Annotated in this window: 12 protein-coding genes; 8 read left to right on the forward strand and 4 right to left on the reverse strand. The window is 67.6% G+C overall.

The features are described 5' to 3' along the window. The 6 genes from OK17_RS21000 to OK17_RS21025 all read left to right on the forward strand — a co-directional run. The coding region (locus OK17_RS21000) for a 4-hydroxyphenylacetate 3-hydroxylase C-terminal domain-containing protein (protein ID WP_461418639.1) at nt 1-985 on the forward strand (985 nt) is incomplete at its 5' end. 55 nt (nt 986-1,040) lie between these two features. Then, nucleotides 1,041-1,988, forward strand: coding sequence for an alpha/beta hydrolase (locus OK17_RS21005; RefSeq protein WP_461418640.1), 948 nt, complete (start codon nt 1,041-1,043; stop codon nt 1,986-1,988). 82 nt (nt 1,989-2,070) lie between these two features. Beyond that, complete coding sequence (locus tag OK17_RS21010) at nt 2,071-3,264, forward strand: CynX/NimT family MFS transporter (protein ID WP_461418641.1); 1,194 nt, start codon at nt 2,071-2,073, stop codon at nt 3,262-3,264. A gap of 56 nt (nt 3,265-3,320) precedes the next feature. Further along, the gene (locus OK17_RS21015) at nt 3,321-4,673 is read left to right on the forward strand and encodes a hydroxysqualene dehydroxylase (RefSeq protein WP_461418642.1); all 1,353 of its coding nucleotides are present in this window, start codon (nt 3,321-3,323) and stop codon (nt 4,671-4,673) included. Between the two features lie 13 nt (nt 4,674-4,686). After that, nucleotides 4,687-5,475 (forward strand): PaaI family thioesterase, encoded by a 789-nt coding sequence (locus OK17_RS21020; RefSeq protein ID WP_461418643.1) that lies wholly within the window; start codon nt 4,687-4,689, stop codon nt 5,473-5,475. 246 nt (nt 5,476-5,721) lie between these two features. Further along, a complete protein-coding gene (locus OK17_RS21025; protein ID WP_232717854.1) occupies nt 5,722-6,660 on the forward strand; it encodes a phytanoyl-CoA dioxygenase family protein in 939 nt (312 codons plus the stop codon). A 188-nt stretch (nt 6,661-6,848) separates the two neighbouring features. Here OK17_RS21025 and OK17_RS21030 read toward each other — a convergent pair whose 3' ends face one another. The 3 genes from OK17_RS21030 to OK17_RS21040 are packed head-to-tail and all read right to left on the reverse strand — an operon-like array spanning nt 6,849 to nt 9,859. After that, nucleotides 6,849-7,988 (reverse strand): CoA transferase, encoded by a 1,140-nt coding sequence (locus tag OK17_RS21030; protein WP_461418644.1) that lies wholly within the window; start codon nt 7,986-7,988, stop codon nt 6,849-6,851. 34 nt (nt 7,989-8,022) lie between these two features. Next, entirely contained in the window at nt 8,023-9,051 is a 1,029-nt protein-coding gene (locus OK17_RS21035; protein ID WP_461418645.1) for a MaoC family dehydratase, read from the reverse strand. Further along, nucleotides 9,044-9,859 carry an HpcH/HpaI aldolase/citrate lyase family protein gene (locus tag OK17_RS21040; RefSeq protein WP_461418646.1) on the reverse strand — a complete coding sequence of 272 codons (816 nt, stop codon included), beginning with the start codon at nt 9,857-9,859 and terminating at the stop codon, nt 9,044-9,046. Before OK17_RS21040 ends, OK17_RS21035 begins: the two co-directional genes overlap by 8 nt. A 201-nt stretch (nt 9,860-10,060) precedes the next feature. Between OK17_RS21040 and OK17_RS21045 the strand changes: the two genes are divergently transcribed. Together OK17_RS21045 and OK17_RS21050 are read left to right on the forward strand one after the other, a co-directional pair. Beyond that, nucleotides 10,061-11,212, forward strand: a complete 1,152-nt coding sequence (locus tag OK17_RS21045; protein WP_461418647.1) for an acyl-CoA dehydrogenase family protein — start codon at nt 10,061-10,063, stop codon at nt 11,210-11,212. 46 nt (nt 11,213-11,258) lie between these two features. Beyond that, entirely contained in the window at nt 11,259-12,002 is a 744-nt protein-coding gene (locus OK17_RS21050; RefSeq protein ID WP_461418648.1) for a GntR family transcriptional regulator, read from the forward strand. An 81-nt stretch (nt 12,003-12,083) separates the two neighbouring features. Here OK17_RS21050 and OK17_RS21055 read toward each other — a convergent pair whose 3' ends face one another. Beyond that, nucleotides 12,084-13,562, reverse strand: a complete 1,479-nt coding sequence (locus OK17_RS21055) for an MFS transporter (RefSeq protein ID WP_461418649.1) — start codon at nt 13,560-13,562, stop codon at nt 12,084-12,086. Between the last annotated feature and the right edge of the window lie 43 nt (nt 13,563-13,605).

The raw sequence follows: 13,605 nt of genomic DNA on the forward strand, positions 1-13,605 counted from the left end.
GGGTGCCAAGGTCGTCGCGACGGGTTCGGCGATCACCAATTACAACTTCATCGCGCACTACGGTCTGCCGATCAAGAAGAAGCAGTTCGCGCTGATCTGCACTGTCCCCATGGATGCGCCTGGGATCAAACTGATCTGCCGGTCGTCGTTCACCGAGAACGCCGCGGTGATGGGCACCCCGTTCGACTACCCGTTGTCGAGCCGGATGGACGAGAACGACACGATCTTCGTCTTCGACAAGGTGCTCGTGCCGTGGGAGAACGTCTTCATGTACGGCGATGTCGAGAAGATCAACGCCTTCTTCCCGCAGTCGGGCTTCCTGCCGCGCTTCACCTTCCAGGGTTGTACCCGTCTCGCGGTCAAGCTCGACTTCATCGCCGGCCTGCTGATGAAGGCCCTCGACGCCACCGGGTCCGGCGGGTTCCGCGGTGTACAGACCCGTGTCGGTGAGGTCATCGGCTGGCGAAACCTGTTCTGGTCGTTGACCGATGCGATGGCGCACAATCCCGAACCGTGGATCGGCGACACCGTCATCCCGAAGCTCGAGTACGGCCTGACCTACCGCATGTTCATGATCCAGGGATATCCGCGGATCAAGGAGATCATCGAGCAGGACGTCGCGTCCGGACTGATCTACCTGCCGTCGAGTTCACGGGACTTCAAGAGCCCTGTCGTGCGTCCGTACCTGGACAAGTACGTCCGCGGGTCCAACGGCATCACCGCAGTCGATCGCGTGAAGGTGATGAAGGCGCTGTGGGATTCGATCGGCAGCGAATTCGGCGGCCGGCACGAGCTGTACGAGCGCAATTACTCGGGGAACCACGAGAACGTCAAGGCCGAGTTGCTCTTCGCCGCGCAGAACCGTGGCGGCGTCGACCAGATGAAGGGTCTCGCCGAGCAGTGCCTGTCCGAGTACGACCTCGACGGCTGGACCGTGCCGGACCTCATCGGCAACGACGACGTCAGCTACTTCGGTAACCGGTGACGAACTGCCCCGGCCGCTTCCGAATCACGAACACCACAACCCCAAGGAGTACACCATGACACTCGATCCGCATGTCGCCCAACTGATGTCAGGCCTCGCCGAACAGGGCGTACCGGCCTTCCACCGGGTCTCGGTGGAGCAGGTCCGCAGCATCATCGACACGTTCGTCGGGCTGCAACTGCCGGCCGAACCGGTTGCGAAGGTGGACAGCGCCCACTATGTCAGCGACGGTCATGAGCTCGAACTACGGATCTACACACCCGAGTCGTCGGGACCCCTTCCGGTCATCCTGTACTTCCACGGAGGTGGCTTCGTCGCGGGAAGCATCGAGGTGATCGACGAGCCGTCACGCGCGATCGCGAACGCGGCCGGTGCCATCGTCGTCGCCGCGCAATACCGCCTCGCTCCCGAACACCGATTCCCGGCTGCGACGGACGACGCATGGGCGGCGCTGAACTGGGTGGCCGACAACATCGGTGCGTTCGGCGGCGACCCCGCCCGGTTGGTGGTCATGGGGGACAGCGCCGGCGGTGGTCTCGCCGCGGGTGTCGCCCAGCGTGCACACGACGCCGGGGCCCCGAGCGTCCGCGGTCAGGTGCTGATCTACCCCGCGCTCGGCCCCGACACCGCGTTCCCGTCGCGTGAACAGTTCGGTGAAGGCTATGTCATCTCCGCGGCCGACATGGACTTCTTCTGGGAGAACTACCTCCCGGACGCGGCCTCACGGGTCAATCCGGTTGCCGCCCCGACTCTTCGGGGCGATCTGAGTGGACTGCCGCCGGCGCTGGTCTTGACCACCGAGAACGAGGTGCTGCGCGACGAGGGCGAGGACTATGCGCGGCGCCTCGCCGACGCCGGTGTCGAGGTGGTCGCCAGAAGGTATCAGGGCCTGGTCCACGGGGTGTTCTGGATGTCGGGTGCCGTGCCGCGGTGCAACGAGTTGCGCCAGGAGGTCGCGGACTTCGTCGCTCGGATCTCCGCCGCCGCAGCGGTCGCGAAGTAGGGAGAGCCGAGCCCCCGGGACGCCACAGGGTCCCGGGGGCTCGCACTTTTCGACCATGGGCGGGCTGTTACGTTCGACTGTGATGTCAGAGCGCCGAACCCGGTCCGCGAACGAACGGACCACCGCCGGCGTGATCATCACCGCTGTCGGCGTGATGCTGGTTGCGGCCAACCTCCGCCCGGCGGTCGTGTCGGTCGGCCCACTGATCGGGACCATCTCGGCCGACGCCGGATTCAGCAGCGCCGTGGCGGGTCTGCTCACCGCGTTGCCCGTCCTCTTCTTCGGTATCTCCGCTCCCGTCGCGCCCAGGCTCGCGAACCGGTTCGGCATCGAGCGCGTCATCTTCGGTGCCCTGCTCGTGCTCATCCTCGGCATCGTCGTACGCCTCGTGCCGTCGTCGGTCGCCCTGTTCCTCGGGTCGGCGGTCATCGGTGCCGCCATCGGCACCTGCAACGTCGTTCTGCCCGCCCTCATCAAGCGCGACTTCGCGCACCGGTCGGGCTTGATGACCGGCTTCTACTCGATGACGTTGTCCGGGGGTGCCGCGGTCGCCTCCGGGGTGAGCGTGCCGATCAACGATGCGCTGGGCGGGGATTGGCGTCTCGCGCTCGCCTCCTGGGGACTTCTAGCATTGGTCGCGGTCGTCGTGTGGATACCGCAGTTGTCGCATGTGCACCGGGTGACGGCGGCGAGCCCGACGTCGTCGTTGTTGCGTAACCCGATCGCGTGGGCGGTGACCGTCTTCATGGGCACCCAGTCGCTCATCTTCTACACCTTCGTGGCGTGGCTGCCGCAGTACCTGGTCGACGAGAACGGGATGACCCCGGTGGGAGCCGGCGCCGTCGTCGCGTCCGCACAGGTGGTCGCCTTGATCATGTCGCTGGTCGCGCCGATCGTCGCCGGACGGTTCGACGACCAGCGCGTGGTGACCTTCGTGGTCCTCGTCGTCTGCGCGGTCGGCTTCGCCGGACTGATCGGCACCGACGTGTGGCCCGGGCTCTGGGCCGCATGCGTGATGGTCGGCCCCGGCGCCTCCATCAGCCTCTCGCTGTTGTTCATGGTTCTCCGCAGCTCGGGATCGAAGCAGACCGGCCAGGTCTCCGGGATGGCGCAGTCGGTGGGTTATCTCGCCGCCGCCGTCGGGCCGATCCTGATCGGCCTGATCCACGACGTGACCGGCTCCTGGACGGTGGCGATGGCGGTCCTCTCGCTCGCCCTGGTGCCGCAGGGCGTGGCAGCCCTCGGTGCCGCCCGCAACGTCAAGATGATCGACTGAGACGAAACCGGCCAACCATCTCACGCCGTTGTGTGCCGGCCGCTACGCTGTGGCGCATGCATTGCGTGGTCGTGGGTGGGGGACTCGCCGGTCTGGCGTCGGCGGTATGGCTTGCGGAGGCCGGGCAACGAGTGACGCTCCTCGAGCGCCGCGGTTCACTCGGTGGCCGCACCATTTCGATGCCGCTCGCCGCGGTCGACGACGTGCCCGACAACGGCCAGCACGTCTTCGCCAGTGGATACGAACACCTGATGCGGTATCTCGAAAGTGTCGGTACCCGCGAGCACGTCGAGTTCCCCGGCCACATGACGATGCGGATGCCGGGTGGCGCCACCCGGCGGTCGGCTTTCGGCGGACTGACCGGCCTGCGAACGGCGCTCGGTGATCTCCCCGGGGTGACCGGCCTCGACCGGCTCCGGACAGCCCTCGCGCAGGCGCGGCTGATCCGGCACGCATTCCGGCAACCCGAATGGCTCGATCAGGTGACCGCCGACGAGTGGTTCCGCCGGATCGGCATGCCGCAGTCGGCGCGGGACGCGCTCTGGGACGGCATCGTCATCGGCCTCACCGGCGACAAGACCGAGATCTCGTCGGCCAAGGTCCCGGCCGACCTGCTCGTCACCGGCGCCCGACGCGCCGCCGCAACCAGGACCCCGGTCTCGATCGGCTTCCCGACCGTCGACCTCGACACCCTGTTCGTCGCCGGCGCGGAGAAGAGGTTCGCCGACGCCGGCGTCGACGTCCGGCATCGTGCGGTGGTGTCGTCCGTCGACGTCACCGACGGCAGGGTCAACGGTGTGACGCTCGCCGACGGGGAGAAGGTCGCCGCCGACGCCGTCATCTGCGCGGTGCCCGTGTGGAGCGTGAAGGGGCTCCTCGACCAGGTGCCGGGCCACGAACGGATCTATGAAGCGGTCGACAACCTCACCCCGGTCCCTATCGTGAGCGTCAACCTCTACCTCGACCGGTCGATCGGCATGACCGACTGGGGTGAGATCCTCTACGGCGGTGAGGGAGTGCTGGAACAGGTCTGGGACCGCCAGCGCATGCACGGCCGCGAACCGAAGGACAACTGGTTCTACTCGACGACGGTGTCGGCATCGTATGACCTGATCGGCAAGACCAACGCCGAGATCACCGACATCCAGATGGACATGTTGCGCAAGTACTTCCCGCAGGCCGCGGACGCGCAGGTGATCCACAGCCACGTCGTACGGATGCCGAAGTCGACGTTCGCCCAGCGTCCCGGAACCGCGGGAATCCGCCCCGACCAGCGCACCGCCGTCGACGGCCTGGCCCTCGCCGGGGACTGGACCAGGACCGACTGGACCACCACGATGGAGGGCGCCTGCCAGAGTGCCGCGCGGGCCGTCGACGTGATCCTGGAATACGCGAACTCCCGGCGCTGAGTAAGTTCGTCCCATGCCGACGACATCGTCAGTCTTCTACATCGGTGGACCCGAGGTCATGCTGCGGATCAGCGGCCATGCCGTGTCCGCCGAACGCGGTGAGGCACGCATCGTGTCCGGGCCGTGGCTCGCCGACCCCGCGGCCGGTGTCAACCGCGCTGCGCTCGCTGTCGCACTCGACGACGTGACCGGATACGTCGTCGACGCGGGCAGCCCCGACGGCCGCTGGCCGGTCTCCCTCGGTATCCGGATGGACTTCGTCGCCGACCCGCCGCTCGACGGGACACCGCTGGACGTCACCGGCGAACTCGTCGCCCGCGACGAGCGTGGCGCGATGACCACGGGCCGGGTGTCCGATCCGTCCGGGCGCCCGATCGCGACGATCATCCAGCGCTCACATCTCGTCGACGCCCCGACCACCCCGGGCGCCCACGCGACCGCCGAGGTCCTCGACGCGCCCACCAGCCCGGTCCGCGACCAACTGGGGCTGGTGCCCACCACTCCCGGCGTGCTGACGATGGCCCCGACGGTCCTCTCCGCCAACGGAATGGGCAGCGTGCACGGCGGAATCCTCATCTGCGCTTCAGAACTCGCCGCGATGTCAGCAGTCGAGGCGAACGGACAGTTGCGAACCACCAGCATCGACATCACCTACGTGCGCCCGTGCAACGCCGCCGACGTCACCACCTTCACCTCCGAGACGTTGCACCGTGGCCGAAGCCTGTCCGTGGTGCGGATCGTGTCGGCGAACTCGACGGGCAAGCCGTCGTCGATCGCGACCGTGGTGCTCCAACACATCTGAGATCCACATCACAAGTGAGTCTTTGGCGACCGGCATACCAGCATGGTTGCGGGGGACCGCATTTGCCTGGCAAGGTGCACACATACGGCCTGATCAAGGCGCGTGCAGATGACGTGCCTCGTGCAGCCGTATCTTTCGCGATCCGTCATCGCGTGATGCGGATTCGCGCACAACACAATCACCTTGCCTGCCGCCGGATGTCTTTCCCGAGCGGCCTGCCGGATGAGGGAAAGGATCGACTCGATCGTGGTAACTCAAACAGCAAACAAGAACGCCCAAATCACAAAGACCGAAATCCCCAAGAGCGACAACCAGGCGCGCGGCGTCGACGTGTACCGAACCCGTCTCGCCCACCGCAGCCAGATCGAACCGCGTCCCCACAACACCGTGTGGGGCAGCATGGGGAACCCCGGGCCGTTGTCGGCACCCGAACTGCGTCACTACGCCGACCGTGGCTACCACACCGAGAACAAGGTGTTGTCGGCCGCGGACATCGATGCATGCCTGAGCGAGGTCGCCGACATCACCGATCGTCTCGGGGAGGACGACCGGGTGATCCGCGAGTCCTCCAGCGGCGACGTGCGTTCGCTGTTCGCGGTGCACAAGCTCAGCGACCTGATCGCGGAGATCTGCGACCGCGAGGCGATCCGCGGTGTCGCAGAACAGATCCTGGACGACGAGGTGACGATTCACCAGAGCCGGATCAACCTGAAGCCGGGCTTCGCCGGAGGGCCCTTCTACTGGCACTCCGACTTCGAGACCTGGCACGCCGAGGACGGGATGCCCGCCCCGCGAGCACTGAGCGTCTCGTTGGCGCTCACCCCGAACCTGTCCACCAACGGTCCGCTGATGATCATCCCCGGATCGCATCGCCGCTTCGTCAGCTGCGTGGGCGCGACACCCGATGGCTACCACCGGGAATCGCTGACCTCGTACCGGCCGCCGTTCGGTACGCCGGAAGAGGAAGATGTCGCGACGCTCGCCGACGAGCTCGGGATCGACACGATCACCGGACCGGCAGGGTCGGCGCTGTATTTCGACTCCAACTGCCTGCACGCCTCGAGCGGCAACATCACGCCGTACCCGCGAAGCAACCTCTTCGTCGTGTTCAACGCGAAGTCGAATGCGCTCCAGGAGCCGTTCGGCGGGACCGCACCGCGACCGGATCACCTGGCGCACAGGTGATCTGACCTCGATGAGGGAGGTGCGCGGAGCGTCCACTCCCGCTGCCTGAGGTGCGAGCGAAGTGTCCACTCCTGCTGCCTGAGGTGCGAGCGAAGCGAGCCACGAAGGCCTGGTGAGAATCTCGCCAGGCCTTCGTGGCTCGTCGCTATCGCTCCTCGCACCTCAGGCAGCAGAGGGGATGCGCTGCGTCAGAACCCCGCCGACGACCCCAGCTCCGGGGCGGGGCCGGCGAAGTAGTGCTCTCCGTCGAACCGGGCCGGGAGGCCGGCGGCGAGGTACGTGCCGACCCCCGGCTGATCCAGCTCGGTGAACAGCGGATTCCGCTGCAGCACTCCGGATTCGACGACCTCGTCGAACGTACGGTACCGCTCCGACAACACGGCGCACTTCGACAGGGCGTCCTCGACCTCGGCGGTGGTGTGGCGTTCGAACCACGCGGCGAACAGCGGCGTGAGGATCCCGCGGTGGGTGTAGCGGTCGGCTTCGGTGGTGAAGTCGGCACCGAGTGCTTTCTCGATCGCGGCCACCGCGTCGCCGGTCTCGGTCATGGCGACCAGATCCCGGAAGTGACGCGGGGTGAGGGCGACGAGCATGAAGCGACCGCCGTCAGCGGTGACGAAATCCGTTCCGTACGTGCCGTACACGTCGTTGCCGGTGGCCGGGCGGCTGCCGCCGCCGAGCTGCGGTTCGGTGAGGTAGCCGAGCGTCCCGGCGATCGCGAGGGCGGTGTCCTCGAGAGGCAACGTGATCTGGGCTCCGGCACCGGTCTGGTCGCGGCGTCGGACCGCGGCGGTGATCGCCAGCGCGGCGTACAGGCCGCACGCCACATCCCACGCGGGGAGGGCGTGGTTGACGACGCCGGCGTAGTCGGTGGGGCCGGTGATCGACGGGAAACCCAGTGCCGCATTGACCGTGTAGTCGACGCCGGGGGTGCCGTCGGTGCGTCCGAGTAGTTCGAGGGTGATGACGTCGGGGCGCTTGGCGGCCAGCGTCTCGTGACTCATCCACGCGCGCCCGCCGGCGTTGGTGACGAGAATGCCGCCACCTGGACCGCTCTCGGTGACGAGATCCTGGATCAGCTTCTGCCCCTCGGGCTCCCGGAAGTTCGCGGTCACCGACTTCTTGCCCCGGTTGAGGCCGGTCCAGTAGATGGAGTTGCCGTCGGCGGTGACCGGCCAGCGGTTGGTGTCGGCGGCACCGCCGACGGGGTCGACGCGGATCACCTCGGCGCCGAGCTGGGACAGCGTCAGACCGCACAGCGGGGATGCGACGAAACTCGACACCTCCACGACGCGGAGTCCCTCGAGGGGGCGGGGGTTGGTGCTCATGAGCGAAAGATCCTCCGGGAACTGGGTGTTCGGGTCAGGCCATCAGGACGTGATAGCGCCAGTCGAGGACGTCGCGGTCCCCCGGGTCGTCGGTGTCACCGTGGGCGACGACCTTCGACCTCAGGCGCAGGACACCGCCGCCTCCGGCGAGCGGCGTCGCCTCCTCGACCTCGATCTCCGAACTCAGGGTGTCGCCCTCGCGGACGGGTCCGGTGTGGTCGCACGAGTCCCAGGCCACCACGGTGACCAGGTTCGGCAGGGCGCGGTTGGCCTGCGACAGAGCGAGTCCGATGGTGTGTCCGCCGTAGACGAGTCGGCCGCCCGCGGCCTTGCCCGCCACCCGCTCGTCATGGTGGGTCGCCGCGATGTTCAGCGACAGGCGCGCGAGCTCCGGTGCGCTGGAGACGACGTCGGCGCTCGAACGGTAGACGCGTCCGGCCAGGTCGGGGGAAAAGTGCCGGCCGCTGACCGATGACCGGAAGGTGGCGAGATCCCAATCGGGCAACGCCGGCTCGGCCTCGTCGCCGGGCCCGATGGTGCTCAGATCGTCGGCGTGCACGGTGCGACCGGGGTCGGCGTCCGGGGACAGCGGCAGCATCGCGCAGCGGTAGAAGTCGAGGACCGTCGCGCCGTTCTGGTCGGTGGTGACCATGTGCAGCGCGGCCAGACCGGTCGGGGCGCGGCCGGGCTTGGACTTGTTCTCCCGCAACCCGACGACCTCGGTCACGGTGGTGAGCGTGTCGCCGATCTTGGGGTAACTCAGGAAACGCAGCCCGCGGTAGAACAGGTTGGCCTTGACGTGATGGGTGGCCAGGGTCGACTGCCCGATCGCGACGTCGGTGACCAGTCCCGGATGAGCGAGCGTGCCGCCCTCGCCGACAACCTGGCCCAGGACGCGGACCGCCAGATGCGCATCCAGTGAAAGTCGCAGTCGGTCACCGAGAATCGCCTGATGGGAGGCGGCGAGACCGGACGTGAGTGTCAGTGACGGGGCGTCGTCGAAGACCTGACCGTGGGTCAGTTCGTCGAAGTAGGGTCCGCCGACCGCGATCGCCTCAGTCATCGACCGCCGCCTTCGCGAGGACGCGGCGAGCGGAGACGGCGAGGGCCTCGTCGAGCATCCGGCCGTCGAGCTCTGCGGCACCTGCGCCCGCGGCGGCCGCCTTCTCCAGCGCCTCGAGTACGCGTCGCGCATCCTCGACGGCGTCGGCGTCCGGGGTGAAGATCTCGATGGCACTTGCCAATTGCGCGGGGTGGATCACCCAGGTGCCATCGAAGCCGAGGTCGCGGACCCAGCGCTTGGCGTCGCGGAAGGTGTCGTCGTCGGCGATGGTCAGGTGGGGGCCGTCGACCACATCGACACCCGCGGCGCGGGCGGCGAGCAACACCGAGTCCTGCACGACATGCCAGGTCTGCATGGGCAGGCCCGACGCGCGGCCCAGCGACGCACCGAGGTCGGCGTACCCGATCAGGACGGCGTCGAGACGGTCGGTCGCCGCGCAGATGGCCGCGGCGTCGCGGATGCCGCGGGGAGTCTCGAGCAGTGCCTGGAGACGGACCGAGGAGTCGCCGAGTTGCTGGTCGGCCTCCTGGAGGTCGCCGGGGGTGTCGGCCTTCGGGAGTACCACCGAGGTCAGGTTCGGCATCTGCGCGCACGCCGCGAGATCGTCCGATGCCCACGGGGTGTCGATGGCGTTGATGCGCAGCGAGACCGCGCGATCGGCGCCGAACTCGGCGACGAGTTCGGCAGCGGCGGCGCGTGCGGTGTCCTTGTTGGCCGGGGTGACCGCGTCCTCGAGGTCGAGGACCACCTCGTCTGCGATCGAGGCCAGCGCCTTGCGTGCCTTGCGGTCGTCGGAGGCCGGGGCCACCAGAACGCCTCGTCTTCTCTGCACCATTGCTCCCAAATGATCGTGACAACCCGGATGTCGGGTTCAAATGTGCGGCCAAAGTGTGCCGCCACGGTTGTATCAGACCTGGATGTCTGTTGGGAAGGTTGACATAGGTACGGCCGATGGACAAAATGGCCGTACAAATCAGCCCGACCACGAAGATCACAGGTGAGCCCCTTCATGAGCACGCTGTCAGCCGAAGAATCCCTCCTCGTCGAGACCGTTCGGCGATTCGTCGACCGCGAGGTCAAGCCGACCGTGCAGGAGGTCGAGCACGCCAACGAATACCCCGAGAAGTGGATCGAGCAGATGAAGCAGATCGGGATCTACGGCCTGGCCGTGCCCGAGGAGTACGGCGGCTCGCCGGTCTCGATGCCCTGCTACGCGCACGTGACCCAGGAACTCGCCCGCGGCTGGATGAGCCTCGCGGGTGCGATGGGCGGCCACACCGTCGTCGCCAAGCTGATCACGCTGTTCGGCACCGAGGAGCAGAAGCAGAACTACCTGCCGCGGATGGCCACGGGCGAGATGCGGGCGACGATGGCCCTGACCGAACCGGGCGGAGGCTCCGACCTGCAGGCGATGTCGACCGTCGCCAAGGAGGACGGCGACGAGCTGGTCATCAGCGGCGCCAAGACCTGGATCAGCAATGCCCGACGCTCGGGACTCATCGCGCTGCTCTGCAAGACCGATCCGGCGGCCCAGCCGCGACACCGGGGCATCTCGATCGTCCTCGTCGAACACGGTCCCGGACTGACGGTTTCGCGCGACCTGCCCAAGCTGGGTTACAAAGGCGTGGAGAGCTGTGAGCTCTCGTTCGACGGCTACCGCGCTCCCAAGTCGGCGATCCTCGGCACGGTGCCCGGCAAGGGCTTCGGACAGATGATGAAGGGTCTGGAGACCGGGCGTATCCAGGTCGCCTGTCGCGCACTGGGTGTCGCGACGGCCGCCCTCGAGGACTCGCTGGCCTACGCGCAGCAGCGTGAGTCCTTCGGCCAGCCGATCTGGAAGCACCAGTCGATCGGGAACTACCTCGCCGACATGGCGACCAAGCTGACCGCGGCCCGGCAACTCACCTGGCACGCGGCCGAGCAGTACGACAAGGGCGAGCGCTGCGACATGGAGGCCGGCATGGCCAAGCTGTACGCCTCCGAGGTTGCGATGGAGATCGCCCTCAACGCGGTTCGCATCCACGGCGGTTACGGTTACTCCACCGAGTTCGACGTCGAGCGGTATTTCCGCGACGCACCGCTGATGATCGTCGGTGAGGGCACCAACGAGATCCAGCGCAATGTGATCGCCGCGCAGCTCGTGGCGCGGGGCGGTATCTGACGGCGAAGGTTCGTCGGCAGCGGTGGTACTCGAACAGGGGAGTGGGATGGGCGAGGTCGGGCAGTCCGAGCCGGCATACAAGGTGCTGGCCGCCGAACTGCGTTCGCACATCGCGCAGGGTCGCTACAAGGGAGGCGTCCGGCTGCCCACCGAGTCCGAGCTCTCGCAGGAAAATGGGCTGAGCAGGCAGACGGTGCGCCGCGCCTTCCTCGAGCTGGTCACCGAGGGTTCGGTGTACCGGGTGCCCGGTCGAGGAACCTTCGCGACCGAGAACGCCGGTCAGTATCTACGGCAGCTCGGCTCGATCGACGACCTGATGAACCTGTCCACCGACACCGAGATGCAGGTCCTCGAATCTCCTTCGCGCCGAGTCGATCTCGAGGCCGCCGGGCGTCTGCGCCTCGACACCGACGTCGTCTACCGGATCGTGTTCCAGCGAATCCACGACGGTGTGCCGTTCGTGGTCACCACCGTCTCGTGGCCCGAGTCGGTGGCGCGGCTCGTGATCGACGCGCCCGAGGTGCAGGCCGGGGCGACAAGCGATTCCACGATGATCGGCCTGCTCGAACCGCATCTGCAGTATCCGATCGAGGAATGCGCACAATCGATCACGGCCACCACCGCCGACGCCGGGACCGCGCGGCGTCTCGGTTGTCCGGAGGGGCATGCCGTGCTGCGCGTCGACCGGTTCTACACCGACTCGCGGGGGCGGGCCGTCGAACTCGCGGTCAGTTACTTCCTGCCCGAGCACTACACCTACCGCGTGACGCTTCGCCGCAGCGGCCTATGAGGTGGACGCGACCGTGAGGTGCGCGAGACGAGAGTGGCCCGACAGTCGAGGACTGCCGGGCCACTTCGTGTTTCGCGAGGATCAGTTGGCGGCGGGTGCCGGTTGCTCCTCGACGATGCTCGATGCCTTTGCCTTGGTGGGGATCAGCAGGGTGATCGCCACGCCGACGAAGGCGGCGGCGGCCGCGATCACGAAGCACCAGGTGAACGTCGACTCGTCGGGAACCTCGGTGCCGCCCAGCGAGATGGTCGCGCTGGCCAGGACGAGGGCCATGACGGCGGAGGCGACGGTGGTGCCCAGCGAACGCATCAGGCCGTTCAGGCCGACAGCCGCGCCGGCCTCGGTCGGCGGCACCGAACCCATGATCAGGGTCGGCATGGCCGCGTAACCGATGCCCACGCCGATGGCGCAGATGATCGAGGCCAGCATCAGCTTCCACGCCGAGTCCATGAGGAAGAAGGCGAAGATGTAGCCGGCGCCGAGGATGGTCGCACCGATCGCCAGGGTGAACTTGGCGCCGATCCGGTTGATCAGCAGGCCCGAGAGCGGCGCGAAGAACATCATCATCAGACCGCCGGGTGCCATCCACAGGCCCGCGGCCAGGATCGACTGTCCCAGGCCGTATCCGGTCGCCTCGGGCAGCCGCAGCAGCATCGGCAGGATGATCGCCTGCGCCATCATGCCGAAGCCGATGGCCGCGGCCGCGATGTTCGTCAGCAGCACGGCCGGGCGGGCTGACGTCCGCAGGTCGACCAGCGGCTCCTTCTGACGGAGCTCGAAGAAGCCCCACAGAACCAGCACTGCGAGGCCGCCGAGGCCCAGACCGAGCGTGCCGCCCGAGGTCCAACCCCAGTCGTTGGCCTTCGAGACGGCGATGAGGAAGGCCGAGAGTCCGATGGCCAGGCCGACGGCGCCGGGGACGTCGAGGCGTCCGCCGGCGGCGGTGTTCACGCGGGGGAGGAAGACGAGGACGGCGACCACGATGAGCACGCCGAGGCCGGTGGCGACCCAGAAGAGAGCGTGCCAATCCCAGGTCTGGACGATCCAGGCCGACAGGGGCAGGCCGATGGCGCCACCGACGCCGAGGGTCGCCGACATCGCGGCCACGGCCATGGACGTGATGCGCGGCGGGGTGATCTCGCGGATGAGGCTCATGCCGACCGGGATGAAGCCCATCGCCAGGCCTTGGACGCCGCGTCCGATGATCAGCGGGATCAGGGTGTCGCCGAGTGCGCAGAGCAGCGAACCGAGGGTGAGCAGCGCGGCGCTCGCGAGCAGGACGCGCTGCTTGCCGAACATGTCGCCGAGGCGGCCGGCAATCGGCATCGCGACGGCTGCTGCGAGCAGCGTGGCGGTGATGATCCATGAGGCATTGCCGATCGAGGTCCCGAGGAGACGCGGCAGATCCGGCTGGATCGGGATGATCAGGGTCTGCATCAGCGAGGCGACGAGACCGCCGAAGCAGAGCACCACGACGCTGATGACAGCGCCGGCGGGTGCCTTGTCCGCCGCGGCTGCGGCCTGGTCGTCGGCAGGCGCCTGACCTTGTACGTGGCTCATATCTGAGACCTCCTTCGAGGTATGCAGCATACATATGTAACGT

Source organism: Gordonia sp. GN26 (assembly GCF_054823965.1).

Bases quoted from the DNA above. Each gene is read 5' to 3' on its own strand.
- OK17_RS21005 (WP_461418640.1), top strand. From the start codon at position 1,041: ATGACACTCGATCCGCATGTCGCCCAACTGATGTCAGGCCTCGCCGAA.
- OK17_RS21030 (WP_461418644.1), bottom strand. From the start codon at position 7,988: ATGAGCACCAACCCCCGCCCCCTCGAGGGACTCCGCGTCGTGGAGGTG.
- OK17_RS21050 (WP_461418648.1), top strand. From the start codon at position 11,259: ATGGGCGAGGTCGGGCAGTCCGAGCCGGCATACAAGGTGCTGGCCGCC.
- OK17_RS21015 (WP_461418642.1), top strand. From the start codon at position 3,321: ATGCATTGCGTGGTCGTGGGTGGGGGACTCGCCGGTCTGGCGTCGGCG.
- OK17_RS21010 (WP_461418641.1), top strand. From the start codon at position 2,071: ATGTCAGAGCGCCGAACCCGGTCCGCGAACGAACGGACCACCGCCGGC.
- OK17_RS21055 (WP_461418649.1), bottom strand. From the start codon at position 13,562: ATGAGCCACGTACAAGGTCAGGCGCCTGCCGACGACCAGGCCGCAGCC.
- OK17_RS21045 (WP_461418647.1), top strand. From the start codon at position 10,061: ATGAGCACGCTGTCAGCCGAAGAATCCCTCCTCGTCGAGACCGTTCGG.
- OK17_RS21020 (WP_461418643.1), top strand. From the start codon at position 4,687: ATGCCGACGACATCGTCAGTCTTCTACATCGGTGGACCCGAGGTCATG.
- OK17_RS21035 (WP_461418645.1), bottom strand. From the start codon at position 9,051: ATGACTGAGGCGATCGCGGTCGGCGGACCCTACTTCGACGAACTGACC.